The sequence below is a fragment of the Pseudomonas sp. NGC7 genome, from assembly GCF_047159675.1.
GTDB lineage: Bacteria > Pseudomonadota > Gammaproteobacteria > Pseudomonadales > Pseudomonadaceae > Aquipseudomonas > Aquipseudomonas kermanshahensis.
In genome coordinates, this window is the sequence record NZ_BAAFZY010000001.1 from 2311212 (window position 1) to 2334413 (window position 23202).

The 23202-nt window shown below is 63.1% G+C and carries 21 protein-coding genes; 11 read left to right on the forward strand and 10 right to left on the reverse strand.

Features of this window, described 5'->3' with window-relative positions:
• Window position 1: 1 nt before the first annotated feature.
• Both ACMCNM_RS10565 and mfd read right to left on the reverse strand, forming a co-directional pair.
• On the reverse strand, window positions 2-574 hold the full coding sequence (locus ACMCNM_RS10565) for a CsiV family protein (RefSeq protein ID WP_099453388.1): 573 nt from the start codon (window positions 572-574) through the stop codon (window positions 2-4).
• A gap of 9 nt (window positions 575-583) precedes the next feature.
• Window positions 584-4033 (reverse strand): transcription-repair coupling factor, encoded by a 3450-nt coding sequence (mfd, locus tag ACMCNM_RS10570; RefSeq protein ID WP_412764308.1) that lies wholly within the window; start codon window positions 4031-4033, stop codon window positions 584-586.
• 167 nt (window positions 4034-4200) lie between these two features.
• Here mfd and ACMCNM_RS10575 point away from each other — a divergent pair, with 167 nt between their 5' ends.
• From ACMCNM_RS10575 to sthA, 3 genes are all read left to right on the forward strand, one after another.
• Complete coding sequence (locus ACMCNM_RS10575) at window positions 4201-5664, forward strand: glyceraldehyde-3-phosphate dehydrogenase (protein ID WP_027596617.1); 1464 nt, start codon at window positions 4201-4203, stop codon at window positions 5662-5664.
• Window positions 5665-5858: 194 nt separating this feature from the next.
• On the forward strand, window positions 5859-6857 hold the full coding sequence (locus ACMCNM_RS10580) for an FAD:protein FMN transferase (protein WP_186682252.1): 999 nt from the start codon (window positions 5859-5861) through the stop codon (window positions 6855-6857).
• A 201-nt stretch (window positions 6858-7058) separates the two neighbouring features.
• A complete protein-coding gene (gene sthA / locus ACMCNM_RS10585; RefSeq protein ID WP_027596615.1) occupies window positions 7059-8453 on the forward strand; it encodes a Si-specific NAD(P)(+) transhydrogenase in 1395 nt (464 codons plus the stop codon).
• A gap of 48 nt (window positions 8454-8501) precedes the next feature.
• Here the strand turns inward: sthA and ACMCNM_RS10590 are convergent, their stop codons facing one another.
• Window positions 8502-9218 carry a glycerophosphodiester phosphodiesterase gene (locus ACMCNM_RS10590; RefSeq protein ID WP_186682250.1) on the reverse strand — a complete coding sequence of 239 codons (717 nt, stop codon included), beginning with the start codon at window positions 9216-9218 and terminating at the stop codon, window positions 8502-8504.
• A 30-nt stretch (window positions 9219-9248) separates the two neighbouring features.
• Window positions 9249-9833, reverse strand: a complete 585-nt coding sequence (locus ACMCNM_RS10595; protein ID WP_412764309.1) for a PilZ domain-containing protein — start codon at window positions 9831-9833, stop codon at window positions 9249-9251.
• A 93-nt stretch (window positions 9834-9926) separates the two neighbouring features.
• Between ACMCNM_RS10595 and ACMCNM_RS10600 the strand changes: the two genes are divergently transcribed.
• From ACMCNM_RS10600 to ACMCNM_RS10610, 3 genes are read left to right on the forward strand one after another with little or no spacing between them, the layout of a single operon-like run.
• Window positions 9927-11177 (forward strand): lipoprotein-releasing ABC transporter permease subunit, encoded by a 1251-nt coding sequence (locus ACMCNM_RS10600; protein ID WP_027596612.1) that lies wholly within the window; start codon window positions 9927-9929, stop codon window positions 11175-11177.
• Between the two features lie 7 nt (window positions 11178-11184).
• Window positions 11185-11868: a lipoprotein-releasing ABC transporter ATP-binding protein LolD gene (gene lolD, locus ACMCNM_RS10605; RefSeq protein ID WP_172960376.1), complete on the forward strand. Its 684-nt coding sequence runs from the start codon at window positions 11185-11187 to the stop codon at window positions 11866-11868.
• A 56-nt stretch (window positions 11869-11924) separates the two neighbouring features.
• Window positions 11925-13166, forward strand: a complete 1242-nt coding sequence (locus tag ACMCNM_RS10610; RefSeq protein ID WP_027596610.1) for a lipoprotein-releasing ABC transporter permease subunit — start codon at window positions 11925-11927, stop codon at window positions 13164-13166.
• Between the two features lie 136 nt (window positions 13167-13302).
• On the opposite strand, the gene ACMCNM_RS10615 is transcribed toward ACMCNM_RS10610, so the two are convergent.
• Together ACMCNM_RS10615 and cinR are read right to left on the reverse strand one after the other, a co-directional pair.
• Window positions 13303-14655: a heavy metal sensor histidine kinase gene (locus tag ACMCNM_RS10615; RefSeq protein ID WP_412764310.1), complete on the reverse strand. Its 1353-nt coding sequence runs from the start codon at window positions 14653-14655 to the stop codon at window positions 13303-13305.
• A complete protein-coding gene (cinR, locus tag ACMCNM_RS10620; protein WP_412764311.1) occupies window positions 14652-15332 on the reverse strand; it encodes a two-component system response regulator CinR in 681 nt (226 codons plus the stop codon). Before cinR ends, ACMCNM_RS10615 begins: the two co-directional genes overlap by 4 nt.
• Before the next feature lie 162 nt (window positions 15333-15494).
• On the opposite strand from cinR, the gene ACMCNM_RS10625 reads away from it, so the two are divergent.
• Together ACMCNM_RS10625 and queF are read left to right on the forward strand one after the other, a co-directional pair.
• Window positions 15495-16001 carry a plastocyanin/azurin family copper-binding protein gene (locus ACMCNM_RS10625; protein WP_412764312.1) on the forward strand — a complete coding sequence of 169 codons (507 nt, stop codon included), beginning with the start codon at window positions 15495-15497 and terminating at the stop codon, window positions 15999-16001.
• 67 nt (window positions 16002-16068) lie between these two features.
• Complete coding sequence (gene queF, locus ACMCNM_RS10630) at window positions 16069-16899, forward strand: NADPH-dependent 7-cyano-7-deazaguanine reductase QueF (protein ID WP_252827203.1); 831 nt, start codon at window positions 16069-16071, stop codon at window positions 16897-16899.
• A 128-nt stretch (window positions 16900-17027) separates the two neighbouring features.
• On the opposite strand, the gene ACMCNM_RS10635 is transcribed toward queF, so the two are convergent.
• Together ACMCNM_RS10635 and ACMCNM_RS10640 are read right to left on the reverse strand one after the other, a co-directional pair.
• Window positions 17028-17291, reverse strand: a complete 264-nt coding sequence (locus ACMCNM_RS10635) for a DUF4404 family protein (RefSeq protein ID WP_186703861.1) — start codon at window positions 17289-17291, stop codon at window positions 17028-17030.
• Between the two features lie 122 nt (window positions 17292-17413).
• Window positions 17414-17977, reverse strand: a complete 564-nt coding sequence (locus tag ACMCNM_RS10640) for a phosphonoacetaldehyde phosphonohydrolase-related protein (RefSeq protein WP_186682238.1) — start codon at window positions 17975-17977, stop codon at window positions 17414-17416.
• A gap of 191 nt (window positions 17978-18168) precedes the next feature.
• Between ACMCNM_RS10640 and ACMCNM_RS10645 the strand changes: the two genes are divergently transcribed.
• Window positions 18169-18876: a VacJ family lipoprotein gene (locus tag ACMCNM_RS10645; RefSeq protein WP_027596604.1), complete on the forward strand. Its 708-nt coding sequence runs from the start codon at window positions 18169-18171 to the stop codon at window positions 18874-18876.
• Between the two features lie 43 nt (window positions 18877-18919).
• On the opposite strand, the gene ACMCNM_RS10650 is transcribed toward ACMCNM_RS10645, so the two are convergent.
• A complete protein-coding gene (locus ACMCNM_RS10650; protein ID WP_027596603.1) occupies window positions 18920-19219 on the reverse strand; it encodes a PilZ domain-containing protein in 300 nt (99 codons plus the stop codon).
• Between the two features lie 270 nt (window positions 19220-19489).
• Here ACMCNM_RS10650 and rssB point away from each other — a divergent pair, with 270 nt between their 5' ends.
• Window positions 19490-20674: a two-component system response regulator RssB gene (rssB, locus tag ACMCNM_RS10655; RefSeq protein WP_027596602.1), complete on the forward strand. Its 1185-nt coding sequence runs from the start codon at window positions 19490-19492 to the stop codon at window positions 20672-20674.
• Window positions 20671-21153, forward strand: a complete 483-nt coding sequence (gene rssC, locus ACMCNM_RS10660) for an anti-sigma factor antagonist RssC (protein WP_027596601.1) — start codon at window positions 20671-20673, stop codon at window positions 21151-21153. Before rssB ends, rssC begins: the two co-directional genes overlap by 4 nt.
• A gap of 113 nt (window positions 21154-21266) precedes the next feature.
• Here rssC and ACMCNM_RS10665 read toward each other — a convergent pair whose 3' ends face one another.
• The gene (locus ACMCNM_RS10665; protein ID WP_412764313.1) at window positions 21267-23132 is read right to left on the reverse strand and encodes an alkaline phosphatase D family protein; all 1866 of its coding nucleotides are present in this window, start codon (window positions 23130-23132) and stop codon (window positions 21267-21269) included.
• Between the last annotated feature and the right edge of the window lie 70 nt (window positions 23133-23202).

Genomic DNA, 23202 nt, shown 5'->3' on the forward strand with positions numbered 1-23202 from the left:
ATCACTGCTCCATCATCTCCGGGTCCATCTCTGGCAGCTTGCGCATCCCGGCCGGCGTCACTTTCAGCAGCACCGCCAGGTGCCCGCCATCAAGGAAGGTCAATTGGCCGCCCTTGACGTTGCTGTTGCTCTGCTTGAATTGCTCGCTGCGCAGCACGCTGCCGTTGCCGTCGAGCTGGTTGACCCAGAAGTTGGCCTCCACCGCGATGAAGCGGCCTTCGGCGATGCTCAGGTTGCCTTCGATGGGGAAGTGGCCGAACTGCTCTTCGCCTTCGCCCAGGGCGATGCGGCTGGGTTCGCTGCCGACCTGCTGCTGCCAGGCCTTGTGCATCAGCACGGTGTAGTCGGCGGTGGCTTGCAGGCGGGTGGTTTCATCGTCCAGCCCCAGTGGGCGTTCGGCTGCCTTGTCCAGGCGCGGGGCCCCAGCGCTCCAGTCTTCGGGGGCGAACGGGCTGGTGAAGGCGGGGACGCTGTTTTGCCGCACCAGGATCATTTCTACCTGATACAGGCCTTCGGCGAAGGCGGCTGGCGCGAACAGCGCCAGCAGCAGGGTCAGGCAACGGATGGCACGCATGGATCTTCCTTAGGCAGACTGTGGGGTCAGGCGCTCGAACAGCGCCTCAAGGGTGTTGAAACGTTCGTCGGGGCGTTCCATCGGTACCAGGAAGCGGAACTGGGTGGCGCCTTCGAACTTGTAGCGTTTGGGCTGGCCCTGGATCAGCTTGATCAGGGTCAGCGGGTCGACCGGTGTCTCGGCCTCGAACTCAAGCTTGCCGCCGTTGGGGCCGGCATCGACTTTCTTGATGCCGAGCTTTTCCGCCTGCAGCTTGAGCGAGGTCAGGCGCATCAAGTTTTTGGTTGGCTCCGGCAGCAGGCCGAAGCGGTCGATCATCTCGACCTGCAAGTCTTTGAGGCCTTCTTCGTCGGCGGCCGAGGCGATGCGCTTGTAGAGGATCAGGCGTGCATGCACATCGGGCAGGTAGCCCTCGGGGATCAGGGCCGGTAGGCGCAGGTTGATCTCCGGGCCGCCACCCAGTGGCTGTTCGAGGTTTGGCTGGGCACCCTTGCGGATGGCCTTGACCGCGCGCTCGAGCATTTCCATGTAGAGGGTGAAACCGACCGCCTGGATCTGCCCGCTTTGGCCTTCGCCCAGCAGTTCGCCAGCGCCGCGGATTTCCAGGTCGTTGGTGGCCAGCACGAAGCCTGCCCCCAGGTCCTGGGTGTTGGCGATGGCTTCCAGGCGCTTCTCGGCATCGCTGCTGACCTTTTGACGCGCTGGCGTCAGCAGGTAGGCGTAGGCCTGGTGGTGGCTGCGGCCGACCCGGCCACGCAACTGGTGCAACTGGGCCAGGCCGAACTTGTCGGCGCGCTCGATGACAATGGTGTTGGCGCTTGGCACGTCGATGCCGGTCTCGATGATGGTCGAGGCGATCAGCACATTGAAGCGCTTGTGGTAGAAGTCGCTCATCACCTGTTCCAGCTCGCGCTCGCGCATCTGGCCGTGGCCGATGCCGATACGCGCTTCCGGGACCAGTTCGGCAAGGTCTGCAGCGCACTTCTCGATGGTTTTCACGTCGTTGTGCAGGTAATACACCTGGCCACCGCGCAGCAGTTCACGCAGCAGGGCTTCTTTGACCGTGCTGTTGTTGTGTTCCATGACGAAGGTGCGCACCGACAGGCGTCGGGCGGGCGGTGTGGCGATGATCGACAGGTCGCGCATGCCGGCCACGGCCATGTTCAGGGTGCGCGGAATCGGCGTGGCGGTCAGGGTGAGAATGTCTACCTCGCTGCGCAGGGCTTTGAGCTGTTCCTTCTGGCGTACGCCAAAGCGGTGCTCTTCGTCGATCACTACCAGGCCCAGGTCCTTGAAGCGCACATCGTCCTGCAGCAGCTTGTGGGTGCCGATGAGGATGTCGATCTTGCCCTCGGCCAGGTCCGCCGCCGCGCTGGCGACTTCCTTGGCCGATTTGAAACGGCTCATCACTTCGACGGTTACCGGCCAGTCGGCGAAGCGGTCGCGGAAGCTGTTGTAGTGCTGTTGGGCCAGCAGGGTAGTGGGCACCAGCACCGCCACCTGGCGGCCGCTGTGCACGGCGATGAAGGCCGCGCGCATGGCCACTTCGGTCTTGCCGAAGCCTACGTCGCCGCACACCAGGCGGTCCATCGGCTTGGCCGCCAGCATGTCGGCGCGTACGGCTTCGATGGCGTTCTGCTGGTCGGGGGTTTCTTCGAAGGGGAACCCGGCACTGAAGGTGGCGTAGTCGGCAGCAGGGTCGGCAAAGGCGTAGCCCTTGCGCGCGGCGCGGCGGGCATAGATGTCGAGCAGCTCAGCGGCAACATCACGCACCTGCTCGGCGGCCTTGCGCTTGGCCTTCTGCCAGGCCTCGGAGCCGAGCCGGTGCAGCGGCGCCAGGGCGTCATCGCTGCCGGTGTAGCGGGCGATCAGGTGCAGGTTGGCCACCGGCACGTACAGCTTGGCGCCCTCGGCGTATTCCAGGGTGAGGAACTCGGCGGCCTGGCCGTCGATCTCCAGGGTAGCCAGGCCCAGGTAGCGGCCCACGCCATGGTCGATGTGCACCACCGGTGCGCCTTCGCGCAGTTCGGTGAGGTTCTTGATCACCGCATCGTTGGCAGTCTCGCCGCGCTTGTCGCGCCGCCGGCGCTGCATCACGCGCTGGCCGAACAGCGGGCTCTCGGCGATCAGGGCCAGGGCCGGGTCGTCCAGCACCAGGCCTTCGTCAAGCGGGGCAATGGTGATCGCCAGCCGCTCGGAGCCGGTGATGAAGTCGGCCCAGCCTTCGACGGTGTGCGGGCGCAGTTTCAGGCGTTCGAGCAGTTCCAGCAGCACTTCGCGACGGCCCGCAGACTCGGCGGTAAACAGTACGCGGCCAGGGAACTGGTCAAGGAAGCTGGACAGCGCCGCCAGTGGCTGGTTGGCCTTGGCCTCAATGGCAAGTTCGGGCAGGGGGCGTGCTGGGAAGCGTTCACGGCCGGCACCTGCCTCGACGTCATCGGCGCTGACGACCACCCGCGGCCATTGCTTGAGCCGGGCGAAACAGTCTTCCACCGGCAGGAACAGCTCGGCAGGCGGCAGCAGCGGGCGGCTCAGGTCGCCACGGCGGTCTTCGTAGCGCCCGCGCACGTCGTTCCAGAAGTGCTCGGCGGCCTGCTCGACGCCCGGCAGGGAAAACACCTGGGTGTCGCTGGGCAGGTAGTCGAACAGCGTCGAGGTTCCTTCGAAGAACAGCGGCAGGTAGTACTCGATGCCGGCGGGAATGATGCCGCTGGCCAGGTCCTGGAAGATCGCGCTGCGGCGGAAGTCGACGTCAAAGCGTTCGCGGAAGCGCGCCTTGAAGCGGGTCACTTCCTCTTTTTGCATCGGAAATTCGCGCGCCGGCAGCAGGCGCACCGAGTCGACCTTGTCGATCGAGCGCTGGGTCTCGGGGTCGAAGGTGCGCAGCGTCTCGATTTCGTCATCGAACAGGTCGATGCGGTAGGGCAGCTTGCTGCCCATGGGGTACAGGTCGATCAGCGCGCCGCGCACGGCGAATTCGCCATGTTCATAAACGGTGTCGACGCAGCGATAGCCGCTGGCTTCAAGGCGCGTGCGCATCTGCTCGACGTCGATGGTCTGGCCGATGTCCAGCACCAGGCTGCTGCCCAGCAGGAAGCGGGTCGGCGCCAGGCGGTGCAGGGCGGTGGTGATCGGCACGACGAGAATGCCGTGGCTCAGCTCCGGCAGCCGGTACAGGCTGGCAATGCGCTGAGAGATGATGTCCTGGTGCGGCGAGAACAGGTCGTAGGGCAGGGTTTCCCAGTCGGGGAAGGGCAGCACCGGCAGGTCTGGGGCAAAGAAGCGCAGCTCCTGTTCCAGACGGTCGGCGGCCTGGCTGTCGGCGGTCAGCAGCAGGGTAAAGCGGCCAGCGCTGCTGGCGGCTTCGGCAATGGCAAGGCTGAGGGCGGCACCGGGCAGGTTGCCCCAGGTTTGTTTGCCGGCCGTGGCCGACAGTTGCGGTAGGCGCAGAACTGACACGGGAGATTGCACTCCAAGCGTTGCGGCAAAGACACCGATTGTACCGGTGCCGGTGCCTGCTGTCAGGCTCCAAAGGCCATGAACACTGGCTCTGGCTGCCGCGACAGGCGCTCATTGCCCGTTCCGCGTTGGGGCGTCATAATGTAGCCCCTTTTTTCTGTCCCTACATGTGGAAGGTTCCCGTGACTCAGAAGCCCGACCAGTGTCTTGGTGAGTGGATTGATCGTGAAGCATTGGCTGAAGCGATGATCCCGCTTATCGGTCAGCTCTACCGCAACAACAACGTGGTGAGCTCGATTTATGGCCGCAGCCTGATCAACCGTTCGGTTATCTCGATCCTCAAAGCCCACCGCTTTGCGCGTCATCGTCAGACCGACGAGACCGAACTGTCTGTCCACGAGACGTTCCCTCTGCTCAAGGCCATGAGCGAGCTGAAACTGGGCGCCGCTTCGGTTGACCTGGGCAAGCTGGCCAACAAGTTCAAGCAGGAAGGCAACGGCCGCAGCGCCGAGCAGTTCGTGCGTGAAGAGCTGGCTGACGTAGTTGGCCAACAGAACGCTTCGGCCCGTAAAGGCACCGACGTCGTCCTGTACGGTTTCGGCCGCATCGGCCGCCTGCTGGCGCGCATCCTGATCGAGAAGACCGGTGGTGGCGACGGCCTGCGCCTGCGTGCCATCGTCGTGCGCAAAGGCGCCGAGAACGACTTGGTCAAGCGTGCCAGCCTGCTGCGCCGTGACTCGGTGCACGGCCCGTTCGATGGCACCATCACCATCGACGAAGCCAACAACACCATCACCGCCAACGGCAACCTGATCCAGGTTATCTACGCCAAGAACCCGAGCGAAGTCGACTACACCCAGTACGGCATCGACAACGCGCTGATCGTCGACAACACCGGTGTATGGCGTGATGCCGACGGCCTGGGCCAGCACCTGGCCTGCCCGGGCGCTGCCCGCGTGATCCTCACCGCACCTGGCAAGGGCGCGCTGAAGAACATCGTGCACGGCATCAACCACGGTGACATCACTGCCGATGACAAGATCATCTCGGCCGCTTCCTGCACCACCAACGCCATCGTGCCGGTGCTGAAGGCTGTCAACGACAAGTACGGCATCGTCAACGGCCACGTCGAAACCGTTCACTCGTTCACCAACGACCAGAACCTGATCGACAACTTCCACAAGGGCAGCCGCCGTGGCCGTGCCGCGCCGCTGAACATGGTTATCACCGAGACCGGTGCCGCCACTGCAGCCGCCAAGGCACTGCCCGTGCTGAAGGGCAAGCTGACCGGCAACGCGATTCGCGTACCGACGCCGAACGTCTCGATGGCTATCCTGAACCTGAACCTGGAAAAGCCCACCACCCGCGAAGAGATCAACGAGTACCTGCGCCAGACGGCCATGCACTCGGAGCTGCACAAGCAGATCGACTTCGTCAGCTCGCAGGAAGTGGTTTCGACCGACTTCGTCGGCTCGCGCCACGCCGGTGTGGTTGACGCAGAGGCGACCATCGCCAACGACAACCGCGTTGTGCTGTACGTTTGGTACGACAACGAATTCGGTTACAGCTGCCAGGTAGTTCGTGTGATGGAAGACATGGCTGGTGTGAACCCGCCAGCGTTTCCACGCTGATTCGCTTGTAAGGCAATGAAAAAACGGGAACCTTCGGGTTCCCGTTTTTTTTGCCTAGCATTTATGTTGTCTCTACTGGCCTCTTCGCGGGTAACCCCCCCACAGGTTCGTCTGCGTTCTTGAGGGCGGTGCAATACCTTGTGGGGGCGGGTTTACCCGCGAAGAGGCCAGTGTCGGCGACCGAGAGTCCGAATTTGCGCGCAGCCCTCCTGTTCATCCTGATGCTCCTCACCGCCTGCAACCAGGGCCCGACCCTTGAGCGCCTGGGCGGCCCGACCATGGGCAGCAGCTACAGCATCCAGTACGTCCGCGCCCCCGGTGGCCCGGCCCCAGCCCAGGTGCAGGCTGAAGTCGAAGCCATCCTCCAGGACATCGACCAGCACTATTCCACCTACCGCAGCGATTCCACTGTCAGCCAGTTCAACCAGCTGCCGGCCAATCAATGCCTGGCATTGCCATCAGACATGCTCGACCTGGTCCGCTTCGGCCAGCAGTTGGCGGCGCAAAGTGCCGGCGCCTTCGACCTCACTGTCGAGCCGCTGCTCGACCTCTGGGGCTTCGGCCCCCAGGCCCGTCACGAGCAGGTGCCCGACCCGCGAGCCCTGGCCCAGGCCCGCCTGCGCGTGGGCTACCAGCACCTGCGCATCGAAGGCCAGGCATTGTGCAAGGATGCCCCGGTGGAACTGGATTTCAACAGCATCGCCGCCGGCCACGCCGTCGACCTGATCGCCCAGCGCCTGCAGGCCATGGGCATCAGCAGTTTCATCGCCGAAGCCACCGGCGAGCTCAAGGCGGTTGGCCGCAAACCCGACGGCAGCCCGTGGCGCATCGCCCTCGAGCTGCCCCGTGAAGACCGCCAGATCGCCCGCCAAGTCATCCCGGTGGATGGGCTTTCGGTATCGACCTCGGGTGACTATCGCCACTATTTCGAGCAGAATGGCCGGCGCTATTCGCACACCTTCGATGCCCGTCTCGGGCGCCCGGTCGCGCACGACCTGGCTGCGGCCACTGTGCTCGACGCCTCGGCGCTGAAGGCTGACGGGTTCTCGACCCTGCTGCTGATTCTCGGCCCCGAGCGCGGCTGGGATTTCGCCGTCAGCCATAACCTTGCCGCCGTATTGGTGACTCGGGCCGAGGGTGGCTTCGTCTCCCGAGCGACCCCAGCGTTTGCACGGGCAATGAAAGGCGAGTGAAAGCGCAAGGATGGATGATCGCCAGGGAATCGGTGAACCACATGTAGTGCAGGCAAAATTGGCCTACGACGCGACCAAGGGTTAATGTGCGCGGCGTTCACGCTTGATTAGACTGCAACCGAATTTTCTCATGGCGCCCCGGCGACATGATCGCGCCCCGCGAGCCACCGTGACTCGCGGGCCAGTTCTGAAGGAGTACGCATGGCTGTCTACAACTACGACGTAGTGGTGCTGGGTTCCGGCCCGGCCGGAGAAGGCGCGGCAATGAACGCCGCCAAAGCAGGGCGCAAGGTGGCGATGGTCGACAGCCGTCGCCAGGTCGGCGGCAACTGCACCCACTTGGGCACCATCCCGTCCAAGGCACTGCGTCACTCGGTGCGGCAGATCATGCAGTTCAACACCAACCCGATGTTCCGCGCCATCGGCGAGCCGCGCTGGTTCTCCTTCCCGGACGTGCTCAAGAGCGCCGAAAAGGTCATTGCCAAGCAGGTCGCTTCGCGCACCGGCTACTACGCTCGCAACCGTGTCGACCTGTTCTTCGGCACCGGCAGCTTCGCCGACGAGCAGACCATCGAAGTGGTCTGCCCCAACGGTGTGGTCGAAAAGCTCAACGCCAAGCAGATCATCATCGCCACCGGCTCGCGCCCGTATCGCCCGGCCGACATCGACTTCCACCACCCACGCGTCTATGACAGCGACACCATCCTCAGCCTCAGCCACACCCCGCGCAAACTGATCGTCTACGGCGCCGGCGTGATCGGTTGCGAATACGCCTCGATCTTCAGCGGCCTGGGTGTGCTGGTCGAGCTGGTCGATAACCGTGGCCAGCTGCTGAGCTTCCTGGATTCGGAAATTTCCCAGGCGCTGAGCTACCACTTCAGCAACAACAACATCACCGTGCGCCACAACGAGGAGTACGACCGGGTCGAAGGCTTGGACAACGGTGTGATCCTGCACTTGAAGTCGGGCAAGAAGATCAAGGCCGACGCCTTGCTGTGGTGCAACGGCCGTACCGGCAACACCGACAAGCTGGGCCTGGAAAACATCGGCATCAAGGTCAACAGCCGCGGCCAGATTGAGGTCGACGAGGCCTACCGCACCACCGTGTCGAACATCTACGGTGCCGGTGACGTGATCGGTTGGCCGAGCCTGGCCAGTGCCGCCCATGACCAGGGCCGTTCGGCTGCGGGCAGCATCGTCGACAATGGCAGCTGGCGCTTCGTCAATGACGTGCCGACCGGTATCTACACCATTCCGGAGATCAGCTCGATCGGCAAGAACGAGCAGGAACTGACCCAGGCCAAGGTACCGTACGAAGTGGGCAAGGCCTTCTTCAAGGGCATGGCCCGCGCGCAGATCGCCGGCGAGCCACAGGGCATGCTGAAAATCCTGTTCCACCGCGAAACCCTGGAAATCCTCGGCGTGCACTGCTTCGGCTACCAGGCTTCGGAAATCGTCCATATCGGCCAGGCGATCATGAACCAGCCGGGCGAGCTGAATAACCTGAAGTACTTCGTCAACACCACGTTCAACTACCCGACCATGGCCGAAGCCTATCGGGTAGCTGCCTACGACGGCCTGAACCGGCTTTTTTAAGCGGCTCCGACCGGTGGCCTGAGCCGGTCGGGGATACCGATTTCAGCCCTACCCGAGGGTGGTCTTGGCCAAACCGGGAAAGTCTGTAATCAGGCTGTCCACGCCAAAATCAGCGAGCCGGCGCATCAGTGCCGGTTCGTTGACTGTCCACACCGACACATGCAACCCCTGGCCCTGGGCTTTGAGCAGGCGCTCTGGGGTGCACAGTGTCCAGTTCAAGGCCAGCAACTCGCAGCCGTAGTTTTGCGCGACCTTCAGTGGGTCGAGCCAGGCGTATTCGGCCACCAGCCCGCGAGACACGTCGGGTACCAGCTCTTGTGCGGCGCCCAGCACTTCGCGTGAGCTCGAGGTGATGGTGACCTTGTCCAGCAGGCCGTATTGCTGGGCCAGTTCACGAATGGCCAGCACCGTGGTGGCGGCGCGGGTGCGCGAGGCACTCTTGACCTCCAGCTGCCAATGCTCGAAGGCGCATTTTTCGAAGAGTTCTTCCAGTTTCGGGATAGGGCAGGGCTGCACATGGCCCGGGCCGCCTTTGCGTGCGTCATAGGTGACCAGGTCGGCTGCCGGGTGCTCGACCACCTTACCGCGCCTGCCGGTGGTGCGCTTGAGCGTCGAGTCGTGGATCACCATCAGTTCGTTGTCGGCCGACAGGTGCAGGTCCAGTTCACAGCGATTGACGCCGTGGGACAGGCACTGGCGGAAGCTGTTCAGGGTATTCTCGGGCGCTTCGCCCTTGGCGCCGCGATGGCCGTAGATCAGGGTCACGTTCGTTCCTTCAATTCAAGGGGAAGAGGCTCAGGAGGCAGGGTCATTCTGCTCCAGCTGCTGGCGCCGTTGTTGTTGCTGGCGCTGCAGGATGTATCGGGCCAGCAGTTGGCGCTGGGCGTCGGTCATGTCGATGAATTCGGTGCCGACCTCAAAGCCGCCGTCAGGGCGTGGGTCGCAGTGGGTGACCTTGCCGCGCAGCAGCAGGCCGTGGGCGCGGGGCATCAGCACCATCTTCACCTTCACGCGGGTGTCGGGGGCGATGGCCTGGGCCTGGGTGAACTCGATGCCGCCTTCGGAGATGACCACTGTCTGCGGCTGGCCGACCTCACCGATGAGGGTTTGCGCGACCACGGCGCTGAGCAGGTCGAGGCGTTTGCTTTGCGCGCGCAAAAACGCCGCCAGGGTGCGGTCCTTGTCACTCAGCTGGCGCAGCAGGTGCTGGGCTTCGAAGTCGGACAGGTGCAGCTCGCTGAGCAGGTTGAACAGCGGCGAATCATCCTGCAACACTTCTGGGTCAAGGGCTTCAGCCGCGCTCAAGGGGTTGATTTGAAGTGCGATCCGATCTGCGATGCGGTAGTATTCGCGGCGATCTTCTTCGTCTAATGTCGTCATGGCGAACCCATGGTAGCGGCGGTGGTCCGAGTGTAAAGCCGCCGTAAGCGCCCCGCCACAAGGACGTTCCCTTTCATCCGAACAAGCCCCGACATGTTCAGACCTCTTTTCGCATTCATCGGCACGCGTTATACCCGTGCCAAACGTCGCAATCACTTCGTCTCGTTCATTTCCCTGACCTCGATGATCGGCCTCGCCCTGGGCGTGGTGGTCATGATCGTGGTGCTCTCGGTCATGAACGGTTTCGACCACGAGATGCGTACCCGCGTGCTCGGCATGATTCCCCATGCCACGCTCGAGAGCGGCCAGCCGCTTGACGACTGGCCTGCGCTTGCCCAACAAGTAAAGCAGAATCCGCAGGTGGTGGCGGTAGCGCCCTTCACCCAGATGCAGGGCCTGCTGACCCATGAAGGCAAGGTGCAGAAGGTGCTGCTCAATGGCATCGACCCGGCCCGCGAGCGCGAGGTGTCGATCATCGACAACTTCGTCCAGCAAGGCCGTCTCGACCAGTTGGCACCGGGCGAGTGGGGCATCATGATCGGCGACAAGGCTGCCGCCAAGCTGGGTGTGGCCATCGGCGACAAGCTGACCTTCGTCGCCCCCGAGGTCAGCGTGACCCCGGCCGGCATGTTCCCGCGCATGAAGCGCTTTACCGTGGTCGGTACCTTCCACGTGGGCGCCGGTGAAATCGACGGTTACCTGGGCTTGACCAACATCAGCGACCTGTCCCGCCTGCACCGCTGGAAACCGAACCAGGTGCAAGGCCTGCGGCTGAAGTTCGACGACCTGTTCCAGGCGCCGCGCGTGGCCTGGTCTATCGCCCAGCAGCTGGGCGAGCAGGAGTTCTACAGCCGTGACTGGACCCGCACCCATGGCAACCTTTACCAGGCGATCCGCATGGAAAAGGCCATGATCGGCCTGCTGTTGCTGCTGATCGTGGCGGTGGCGGCGTTCAACATCATTTCTACCCTGGTGATGGTGGTTAATGACAAGCGCGGCGACATCGCGATCCTGCGCACCCTCGGCGCCACGCCTGGGCAGATCATGGCCATCTTCATGGTGCAAGGTACGGTGATCGGGGTGATTGGCACCTTGATCGGCGCCGGCGTCGGCATTCTTGCCGCGCTCAACGTGAGTGCGGCGATTGCCGGCATCGAGAAGCTGATCGGGCACAAGTTCCTCAACGCCGACGTGTATTTCATTGATTACCTGCCGTCGCAGATCATGGCCAATGACGTGTACATGGTCTGTGCCGCGGCACTGGTCCTGAGTTTCTTCGCCACCCTGTATCCGGCCTGGCGTGCGGCCCGCACCCAGCCTGCAGAGGCGCTACGTTATGAGTGAGTCGCGCATGAGTGATAAAGCCGTTCTGAGTTGCCGCAACCTGGGCAAGTCCTACGACGAGGGCCCGGAGTCGGTGCAGGTGCTGTCTGGCTTGCAGCTGGAGCTGCACCCGGGTGAACGCGTGGCCATCGTCGGCAGCTCGGGCTCTGGCAAGAGCACCTTGCTCAACCTGCTTGGCGGCCTCGACACGCCTACCCAGGGCAGTGTCTGGCTGGCGGGCGAGGAGCTGTCGGCCCTGGGTGAGCGCGCGCGTGGCCTGTTGCGCAACCGGGCACTGGGCTTCGTTTACCAGTTTCACCACCTGCTGCCCGAGTTCACCGCCATGGAGAACGTGTGCATGCCGCTGTTGATCGGCCGCACCGCCATCCCTGAGGCGCGTGAGCGCGCCGAGGCTCTGCTCAAGCGCGTCGGCCTTGGCCACCGCCTGCACCACAAGCCTGCTGAGTTGTCCGGCGGTGAGCGCCAGCGTGTGGCGATCGCCCGCGCCCTGGTCAACCGCCCGGGCCTGGTGATGCTCGACGAGCCGACCGGCAACCTCGACCACCATACCGCCCAGGGCATCCAGGAACTGATGCAGGAGCTGTCTAGCGCTTCGCGTACCGCGTTCCTGGTGGTGACCCACGACCTCAACCTGGCGCGCCAGATGGACCGTGTGTTGAAACTCGACGACGGTCACCTGGTGGCGATCTGAGCCGCTTGCACGGGGTGGCCTGAGCTGCCCCGCAACTCTTTCATTGGGTGTTTTACATGTTCAGACCCTTGCCCTTGTTCATTGGTGCTCGCTACACCCGTGCCAAGCGCCGCAACCATTTCATCTCGTTCATCTCGATGACCTCGATGATCGGCCTGTCGCTGGGCGTGCTGGCGATGATCGTGGTGCTGTCGGTAATGAACGGCTTCCAGCGCGAGATGAGCTCGCGCATCCTCGGCCTGGTGCCCCATGCCAGCATCCTTGGTGTGCAGCCGCTGGATGACTGGCGCACCGTCGCCGATGCCGCCCTGAAGGACCCGGCGGTGATGGCCGCGGCGCCAATCACCGAAATGGAAGGCATGCTCTCTTACAAGGGCGCGATGCAGCCGATCCAGGTCAGCGGCATCGACCCGGCAGAGGAAGGCAAGGTTTCGATTGTCGGCCAGCATATTGTCCAGGGCCGCCTGCAGGACCTTAAGCCAGGTGAGTTTGGCGTGGTGCTCGGTGAGCTGAGCGCGCGGCGTTTTCGCTTGAACACGGGCGACAAGCTGACCCTGATCGTGCCGGAAATCAGCAAGGCGCCGGGTGGCATCACCCCGCGCATGCAGCGCCTGACCGTGGTCGGTATCTTCAAAGTCGGCGCAGAGCTGGATGGCTCGCAGGCGTACATTCACGTCGCCGATGCGGGCGAAATGCAGCGTTGGGCGCCGGGCCAGGTACAAGGCGTGCGGCTCAAGCTGCATGACCTGTATGCGGCGCCGCAGGTGTCCAAAGCCATCGCGGCCGGCCTGGGCGATGCCTACCGTGCTGATGACTGGTCGCACACCCAAGGCAGCCTGTTCAGCGCCATGAAGATGGAAAAGACCATGATCGGCCTGCTGCTGATGATGATCATCGCGGTGGCGGCGTTCAACATCATTGCCACGTTGGTCATGGTGGTGAACGACAAAGGGCCGGATATCGCCATCCTGCGCACCCTGGGTGCCACGCCTGCGCAGATCATGGGTACGTTCATGGTCCAGGGCAGCTTGATTGGTATTGTCGGGACCTTGATCGGCGGTGTGCTGGGGGTGATTGCCGCGTTCAATGTCAGCCAGATCGTTGGCTGGCTGGAGCGGGTCAGCGGCCAGCATATCTTCACCTCGGACGTGTACTTCATCAGCAGCCTGCCGTCGGAACTGCAGTGGGGCGATGTGGTGATCATCTGTGCGGCGGGGTTGGTGATGAGCTTCTTGGCGACCATTTACCCGGCGTACCGGGCATCGCAGGTGCAGCCGGCGATTGGCCTGGCGGTTTGAAGCGCTGATCCGCGTTCATTGTAGGAGCAGCCTTGTGCTGCGAAGAGGCCGGTGCAGGCAAACAGGTTGCTGCAGCCTGCACCGGCCTCTTCGCAGCACAAGGCTGCTCCTACACGCCGATGCAGGAGCTGCGGTTCTATTGATTGCCAGGTAACTCGATCACAAACCGCGTCCAGCCACCCTCGCACTCTGCCCGTATACGCCCACCATGCGCCTGCACGATCGACCGGGTAATCGCCAGCCCTAACCCAGCGTGCTCCGTGCTGCCTTCGCGCCGCGCCGGGTCCACACGGTAGAACCGGTCAAACAAGCGGGGCAATGCAGCCGGTGCGATTGCCTCCCCGGTATTGGCCACGCAAACCCGCAAGCCAGGCTCCAGCGTCACGCGTACCTGCCCACCGGGTGGGGTGAAGCGCAAGGCATTGTCGAGCAGGTTCGACAACGCGCGGCGCAGCATGGGCCGATCCCCCTGCAACAGCAGCTGGCCTTGGCGCAGCAGCGTCACGTCGCGGTCCTCGGCCAGCGGCGCGTAATACTCCAGCAATGCATCGACATCTTCATGCAGTGCCAGCGTGGCTTGGCCAGGCACCAGAAGGCCATGGTCGGCCTTGGCCAGGTACAGCATGTCGTTGATCATCTGCGCCATCCACTGCAGCTCCTCCAGGTTGCCATGCAAGGCCTCGCGGTACTCCTCAAGGCTGCGCGGGCGGGTGAGGGTGACCTGGGTGTGGGTCAGTAGGTTGGACAGTGGTGTGCGCAGTTCGTGGGCGATGTCGGCGGAGAATGCCGACAGGCGCTGGAAGGCATCGTCCAGGCGCTGCAGCATGGCGTTCACGGTGGTGGCCAGTTCGGCCAGCTCTTCCGGCATCTGCGCCACTGGCAGCCGGGTGGTCAGCGAGCGGGCCGACACGCTGGCCGCAACCTGGCCCATCTGCCGCAGCGGCCTCAGCCCCCGGCGTACGGCCCAGGCACCGAGCAGGGCGGTGGCCAGGGCCGAGAGGCCGACCGTTAGCCAGATCAGGCGCTGCATGCCCTGCAGGAAGTGCTGATGGTGGGTGATGTCGAGGTACAGGGTCAGCTGCGCAGACTGCGGGTCGGCCGGGTTCAGGGGCATGGCCAGGCTGCGGTAGTCGGCGCCGTCGGTGTGCAAAGTGGCAAGCCCAGAGGGCGGCGTGGTGTTGGGCAATTGCGTGCGGCTGTCGAACCACGGCGTACCGTCATGGCCGCTGATGCGCAGGGCCAAGTCGGCCTGGTGGCTGAGTTCATCGCGCAGGGCGGGGAGGCGGGCGCCCAGTTCGGCGGGCCCGACGACGCCGGCCAGCTGCGTGCGAAACAGCGACAGGCGAGATTCCAGCAACTGTTGGTCGAGTTCGATGAAGTGCTGCTCGCTGGCACGGCTGAACAGCACGCCAGCCCCCAGCGAAACGGCAGCGGTGCAGGCCGCGAACAGCAGCGCCAGGCGGCTGCCGAGGGAAAGTCGGCGCATCAATCCTGACGCTCCTCCAGCACATAGCCCATGCCCCGCACGGTGTGGATCAGCTTGTTGGTGTGCGGCTCGTCGATTTTCAGGCGCAGGCGGCGGATGGCCACTTCGATGACGTTGGTGTCACTGTCGAAATTCATGTCCCAGACCTGCGAGGCAATCAGCGATTTGGGCAGTACCTCGCCCTGGCGCCGCAGCAGTAATTCGAGCAGGGCGAACTCTTTGGCGGTCAGGTCGATGCGCTGGCCGGCGCGCTCGGCGCGGCGGCGGATCAGGTCCAGGCGCAGGTCGGCCAGGCTCAAGGTGGTGTCCTGGCTCGGGCTGGCGCCACGGCGCAGCAGGCTGCGTACACGGGCCAGCAGTTCGGAAAAGGCAAACGGCTTGACCAGGTAATCGTCGGCGCCCAGCTCCAGGCCGTGCACACGGTCTTCTACCGCATCGCGGGCGGTCAGGAACAGCACGGGGGTGTCCAGGCCGGCCTGGCGCACTGCGTGCAAAATCTGCCAGCCGTCGCGGCCTGGCAGCATCACGTCGAGGATCAGCAAGTCGTGGTCGCCGGTCAGTGCCAGGTGTTGGCCTGTTTCGCCATCGGCCGCCAATTCGGTGGCAAAGCCTGCCTCGCTGAGGCCCTGGCTCAGGTACTGGCCGGTGCGGGCCTGGTCTTCAACGATCAACAGTTTCATGCAGTGTCCACAGTTCTGGAGGGGGCGCAGCGTCTACCGGGAAATGATACGTGACGATGTCGGCGCTCGCCCAAACTGACAAAGTTGTAATCTTCCCGTCAGGTAGCCGCCAGCCCCACCTGATTAAGGTGCTCTCATCACGTTGTGTATTTTGGAGTCATCATGAAACGCCTGTTCATCGCCGCCGCCCTTGCCGTGGCAAGCCTGCCCACGTTTGCGGGCAGTGCCGACAGTTTCGCCTTTGGCGAGCCTGCCCCGGCTGGCAAGGCCACCCGTACGGTCGAGGTGGTGCTCAAGGACATTGCCTTCGAACCGAAAAGCCTGGAGGTCAAGGCAGGCGAGACGGTGCGCTTCGTGTTGATCAATGAGGGCAAGTTGCCCCACGAATTCAACCTGGGCGACAAGGCCATGCATGCTGAGCATCAGAAAGAAATGATTGCGATGCAAGGCAAGCTGTTCACCGCAGGCATGAACCATGAAGGCATGGACCACGGCCAGATGAACCACGGCGAAGGCCACGGCCACGGCGGGGGCAACACCGTACTGGTGCAGCCTGGCCAGCGTGCCGAACTGACCTGGACGTTCCGCAAGTCGGCACCCATCGAGTTTGCCTGCAACGTACCTGGGCATTACCAGGCAGGGATGGTCGGGCCATTGACCATCGAGTGACATCAGGCCCAAGGCGGGGCGCAAAAACGGTAGACTAGGGGCATTTCGAACCTTCAGGTCAGTTTCCATGCATCCCGCCGCCGAACACTCCCCGCTGGGCAAGTCCAGCGAATACATCGCTACCTACTCCCCTGAGCTGCTGTTCCCGATCCCGCGTACTGCCAAGTGGGCCGAGTTGGGCGTTACTGCCCAGACCCTGCCGTGGCAGGGCGTGGATTATTGGAACTGCTTCGAGCTGTCGTGGCTGCTGCCGTCGGGCAAGCCGGTGGTGGCGATCGGCGAGTTCGCCATTCCTGCAGACTCGCCGAATATCATCGAGTCCAAGTCGTTCAAGTTGTACCTGAACTCGCTGAACCAGACGGTTTTTGCCTCGATCGGCGAGCTGCAGGCCTGCCTGGAGAAAGACTTGTCTGCGGCGGCTGGCAAGCCGGTCGGCGTCAAGGTTCGCACGTTGGCCGAGGTGGAGGCTCAGGGCGTTGTGGCATTGCCGGGGCAGTGCATCGACGCGCTGGATGTGACCATCAGCAACTATGAGCAGCCGCAGCCGGAGTTGCTGCGTTGCGATGCGCAGCGTGTGGTTGAAGAGACCCTGCACAGCCATTTGCTCAAGTCCAACTGCCCCGTCACCGGCCAGCCGGATTGGGGCAGCGTGGTGGTCGAGTACAAGGGCAGGGCGCTGGACCCTGCCAGCCTGCTGACTTACCTGATCAGCTTCCGGCAGCACGCCGACTTCCATGAGCAGTGCGTGGAGCGGATTTACCTGGACTTGAAGAACCTGCTGCAGCCGGAGCATTTGACGGTGTATGCACGGTATGTGCGCCGGGGTGGGCTGGATATCAACCCGTACCGCAGCATGGGGGCGATCAGCCCAGTGAATGGGCGGTTGGTTCGGCAGTAAGGTCACCGCCGTTGGGGGCGCTTCGCGCCCCATTCGCGGGCAAGCCCGCTCCCACAGGTTTTAGCGCAGCGCGCTGTCCTGTAGGAGCGGGCTTGCCCGCGAATGGGGTGCGAAGCGCCCCCAGCTATTCAGATACCCATGCTGTGCAATGAGTTGAAAACATTGCGCAGGGTAGCGGCTAAATCTGGGTGGTCGAGCTCAAAACGATCGATCGCCAGATTGACCCCGTCCACCAGGTTGTTGTCAGGCGTGGCTTCCTCAAGCTTCAGTTGCGCTTCGATCTGGCGCGCTTCTTCGTGCATTTCGGTCAGCTCTTCTTTCGAAAGCGGCACGTTACGGTCCAGTTGCTCGCGCAAGCTGTTCAGTCGCTCTTGCAATTCGCGGGCAGGCATTGGCTTTTCTCCATCAATGGCTTGGCAAGCCATGGACCTCAGCGAAGCGGCAAAGGTTCTGGCCTGCTTTCAATGTAATCCACTCGCAGCCGCTTTGCATGATCCGCGTCAAAGGTGCTGTATCAGGGTTTTTCGCCCTTGCGCCGACGCTGGGCGATGTCCTGCAGGCAGGTGTCCAGGGCTTCGAGGTGATCGATCACCGAGTGCACGCCCAGGCTGAACAGCGCGAGGGTGGCCTTGCCACGGGCCAGGTCTTGTTCCTGTTGGCTCATGGCTTGCCAATGCCGGGAGCTGAGGTCGCAGTACGGGCTGCAGGCCGCCAGGCCCACGGTCCACAAGCCGGCGTTCAGGCCCGATTGCAGCAGTGCAGGGTCACCGCTGACCAGTACGCAGCCATCCAGGCGCGCGCTGTCCAGTGCCATCAGCGCCTGCCAGCAAGCGTTTGGCGCGGGCCAGCGCACGCCGTTGACCGCGTGCCCCGGCAGCCAGTCGGGCAGCACGTTGGCCAGGCGTTTGCCTTGTGTGGCAGTCAGGTCGTCCAGCCAGATGCAGGGCACCTGGCGCTGGCGCAGGCTGGTGAGCGTTGCCAGGGCGCCGGGCGCGGGCAAGGGGTTGCCGTTCGCACCCTGGACCAGGCAGCCACGCAGGCCAAACAGCACAGCAGTGAAGGTGGACGCATCGTGCATGGCAACTTCCCTGAAATAGTCCGCAGGCTAGGCCGCTATTGTTACCAGCCGATGACGAGGCAACATACGTTCACAAAATCTTGAGCAAAAATGTGTAATGCTGGTGATCAGCCCGCAAGCCCTTATACTTGCGCCTTATCAGCAGCACGCCCGGTGCGGCTGCGGCCAAGAAATTCGATGGAGAGACATCTATGCGTAGGATCGGTGCCGGTGTGATCGAGCGAGTCACCCAGGCCTGTGTCTGCGCCAGCTTGTTGCTGGCGCCCGTGGCGGCCACCCAAGCGGCCACCGAGGAAGACCCTTGGGAGGCGGTCAACCGCCCGATCTTCAGGTTCAACGATACGGTCGACACCTATGCCCTCAAGCCATTGGCCAAGGGCTACCAGGCAGTGACGCCGCAGTTCCTCGAAGATGGCATCCATAACATCTTCCGCAACCTGGGCGATGTCACCAACCTGGCCAACGACATTCTGCAGCTCAAACCGCATGCGGCGGGCGTGGACACGGCGCGGCTGATCGTCAACACCACCTTCGGCCTTGGTGGCTTCTTCGACGTCGGCACCAAGATGGGCCTGCAGCGCAACGACGAAGATTTCGGCCAGACCTTGGGTTACTGGGGCGTGGGCAGCGGCCCTTACGTGGTTATCCCGTTGCTGGGCCCAAGCACCGTGCGTGACGGCCTGGCCAAGTACCCGGACAGCTACACCGAACCCTACCGCTACATCAACCACGTACCGACGCGTAACACGAGCCTTGCGGTTGACGTCGTCGATACCCGTGCCAGCCTGTTGTCGGCTGAGAAGCTGATGCAGGGTGACAAATACATCTTCATTCGTAACGCCTACCTGCAGAACCGTGAGTTCAAGGTAAAGGACGGCGAAGTCGAAGATGATTTCTGATTGTTTCTAATTTAAGCCACGGGGCTGCCAAGCAGCCCCAGCGTCAATGCATCGCCAGGATGCGCAAGCCGAATTTCTGCTGCCCGTCGGGCTGGTCGGCGATCCACACCACCTCGGTGCTGGCATGCAGGCCTTTCAGCGCCTTGTGATCGGAATCGATCCTCACCTCAAGCGTATCCCCTACCTGAAACCGCTGCGGCGCCTGCACTTGCATGCCCCCGCTGGACAGGTCCAGGCACACGGCTGCAATCACCTGGCCTTGGTGCAACAGGCTGATGTCGGTGTCGATGCGCATGCGGATGAAATCGCGTTTTTCGCTGTGGTTAGAGGGTGTCTGGGGCATGCTGCATCCTTCCCTTTAGGTTGCGCGGGTCGGCTTTCTTATAACTCTCGGTGATTTGCCCTGTAAAGAGCAGCGAGGTCGACCCTTGCACGCTTGAAACGCCTGGCGGATGGGAGTACCGTCTGCGCCTTACAGGGTACCTCTGACAGTTGCCGGGCGGGTCTTCTTGTCCTACAACTCAAGTAGAGTGTTACCACAGAGTATTCCCGTAGCTGGCCGTCAGCCTTGCCGACACCGCTGCACCAACCTAAATCGGCGCCGTTCGCCCACATGCAGAAAACCAGTGCAACGCTGCTGATCATCGATGACGACGACGTGGTCCGTGCGAGCCTCGCCGCCTATCTTGAAGACAGTGGTTTCAGCGTCCTCCAGGCCGGTAATGGCCAGCAGGGGCTTCAGGTCTTCGAAGAACACCAGCCCGACCTCGTGATCTGCGATCTGCGCATGCCGCAGATGGGCGGGCTCGAACTGATCCGCCAGATCAGCGAGCGCGCGCCGCAGCTGCCGGTGATCGTGGTGTCGGGTGCCGGCGTGATGAGCGATGCGGTCGAGGCCTTGCGCCTGGGCGCCGCCGACTACCTGATCAAGCCGCTGGAAGACCTTGCCGTGCTCGAGCACTCGGTGCGCCGGGCCCTTGACCGTTCGCGCCTGGTGCTGGAAAACCAGCGCTACCGCGACAAGCTCGAAGCCGCCAACCGCGAGCTGGAGGCCAGCCTGCACCTGTTGCAGGAAGACCAGACCGCTGGCCGGCAGGTGCAGATGAACATGCTCCCGGAAAGCCCCTGGGTGGCCGGCGAGTTTGCCTTCGAGCACCAGATCATCCCGTCGCTGTACCTGTCGGGCGATTTTGCCGACTACTTCCGCGTGGATGATCGGCGCATTGCCTTCTACCTCGCCGATGTCTCGGGGCACGGCGCCTCGTCGGCGTTCGTCACGGTGTTGCTGAAGTTCATGACCACGCGCCTGTTGTTCGAATTCAAGCGCGGGAGCAAGATGCGTGAATTCAAGCCCTCGCAAGTGCTCAGCCACATCAACCGCGGGCTGATCAACTGCAAGTTGGGCAAGCATGTGACCATGGTGGGCGGCGTGATCGATGAAGACACCGGGCTGTTGACCTATGCCGTGGGCGGCCACCTGCCGCTGCCGGTGCTGTACACCCCGGGCAATACCCGCTACCTGGAAGGCCGCGGCCTGCCGGTGGGGTTGTTCGACGAGGCCAGTTACCAGGACCTGGTGGTGGAGCTGCCGCCGGTGTTCAGCCTCAGCTTGATGTCCGATGGCATTCTGGACCTTTTGCCAGGTGACACGCTCAAAGATAAAGAAGCCGCCTTGCCAGAAATCGTCAAGGCAGCGGGTGGCAGCCTGGATGGGCTGCGGCAACGATTTGGATTGGCTACGCTTGGGGAGATGCCGGATGATATCGCCCTATTGGTGTTGAGCAGGAACCTTCAATGAGTACCGGTAGAATTCAGTTCGCCGAGCAAAGCGGTACCTTTGTACTGAAATTCGTCGGTGAAGTGCGCCTGACCCTGTGTTCGGCGCTGGATGCGACGATCGAGAAGATTTTCACCGCGCTGAACTTCTCGGCCATCGTCATCGATTTGACTGAAACCGAGAGCATCGACAGCACCACCTTGGGCCTGCTGGCCAAGTTGTCGATTCTGTCGCGCCAGAAAGTGGGGCTGCTGCCAACCGTGGTCACCACCAACCCGGACATTTCCCGGTTGTTGCAGTCCATGGGCTTCGATCAGGTGTTCAACATAGTCGATCGCCCAATACCGTGCCCAGAGTGCCTGACCGACTTGCCGTCGCAGGACCAGAACGAAGAAGTGGTGCGCTCCAAGGTGCTGGAGGCGCACAAGATTCTCATGGGGCTCAATGACTCCAACCGCGAAGCGTTTCATGACCTGGTGAATGCGCTGGAGCGGTCTTGAGTACGCTTTAAACCTGTGCCGGCCTCTTCGCGGGGCAAGCCCGCTCCCACAGGTATCTCAACTGTGGGAGCGGGCTTGCCCCGCGAAGAGGCCGGTACAGGCTAAAAACTCCCTCATTCCGGCCCAACAAACTCCGTCACATCCCGCCCACCGGCATCCAGCTGAAACACCCGTGCCGGCCGCCCCTGCTCATCAAAAAACACCTGCCCCAACCCCGCACCATTCCACAACCGCTCACCCGCCTTGCTACCGCTGGGCGTACGCGGCACCACTTCCATCTCCCGCCGCTTGGTAAACCAGTTCAGCGGCGAGCGCGGTGAATACAGCCAGCGGTTAAGCCGGTCGAGCACATCCAGCAAACGCCTGGGGAATTCGTTCTTGATCCCGCTGCTGGTGATCTGCCACAAGTGCGGGCTGCGTTGGCGGTGTCGAATCAGCACTTCATAGACGAACGAATAATGCACATCCCCTGAGAGCACCACGTAATGCCCGGGCGTGCGCGAGTGGCGGAAGATATTCAGAATCACCTGGGCCGCGCCCCGATGGGCCATCCAGTTCTCGGCATCCACCAGCAACGGGTAGCCCATCCAGCTGAATACCTTTTGCACGGTTTCTATCAGCTTTACCCCGAAGATCGGTGCCGGTGACACGATAATCGCCGAAGGATGATCGAGCAGCGCCTGCTGCAGCTCGCTCAGCGCCTCCCAGTCGAGCAGGCCCGAAGGCTTTGCCAGGCTGGTTTCGCTGCGCCAACGCCGGGTGCGGGTGTCGAGTACCAGCAAGGGTGGGTTGCTGGGCAGGCTGAACTGCCAGCCTTGGAAGCGCAACAGCTCGCCGATCAGCTCATCCTGTGCCTGGCTGGCCAGTGGCGCACCGGTCAGCGCCTGGCAGCGTTCGACCAGCGGCCCGCAGCCATCCGGGTCGTTGCCCCAGGCCTGGCACAGCAGGTAGCCCAGCAGCGCATTGCCGATGATCCGCCGCGAGAACGGGTGGCCATAGGCGGTTTCTTCCCACTGCGCCGAGAGGTTCCAGTCGTCGGTGATGTCGTGGTCGTCGAAGATCATCAGGCACGGCAGGTGTGCCATCACCCGCGCCACCTGGCCGAGGTTGTCGGCGAAGGCCTCGATCAGTGGCACCTCCTGCCGATAACGCGCCTGGCGTTCATCGGTGAGGCCTGCGGGCATGTCCAGGTTGACCAGCCGCCAGGGTTCGGGTGACCACACCAGCAGGTACATGGCCATGACCTCGGCGAAGGTTACCAAGTGGTTGTCGGCGTTGCTGGACGAGAAGATCGGCTTGCGCTTACCCCCGAAAAAGCGCTCGCGCAGGCTGTCGTTACGTTCCTGCGCGGGCAGCAGGTCGGCGCGGTGGTAGTAACTGGCCGGGTGGCGATAGAGCGCCGCGCTGTCGGCGACGACTGCACCGTCCAGCTGTTCGTCGAACAGCCCCAGGCGTTCGATCAGGACGTGGATCGCGCGCAGCATGGGCCCGGCGACATCATCGGCATACACCTGGTCGCCGGTCATCAGCAGCACCGCAGGGCGTTGTTCGGGGTGTTGGCACTGTTGCAGCAAACGGTCGGCGCAGAGCAGGCCGTCAGCGGCGGGGTGGTGCGGCTTGCGGCAAGAACCGTGCAGCAAATGGTCCAGGCGATCACGCAACACGAAGTGTGGGCGCGTTTCACCGGGGTAGAGCATGTGGGGTGCCCAGTCTGCGATGCCCTGGCCATTGATGCGCAGGTCGTAGCCCAGCGTCTGGTTGCAGGGGAGCGGCTGGGCAACGTGGATGTCCAGCAAATGAATAAACGCGTGCTGGCCTATCGGGATCACCTGGCAAGTGACCTTGGCCGAGTGTTCTACGCCATCAAGGGCAAATTCAGGTTGCAAGGGATGCGTTGCGACCAGCCAAATGGCCAGGCGCTGTGGCTCCAGGCGGCGCAGTACCGGGCCGGCGAGAACAAGGGGTAGGGAAGAGGTCATCAACAGCTCTGGTGGCTAGACAGCCCATTCACGCAGCACGGTACCGGTGGGAGCGGGCTTGCCCGCGAAT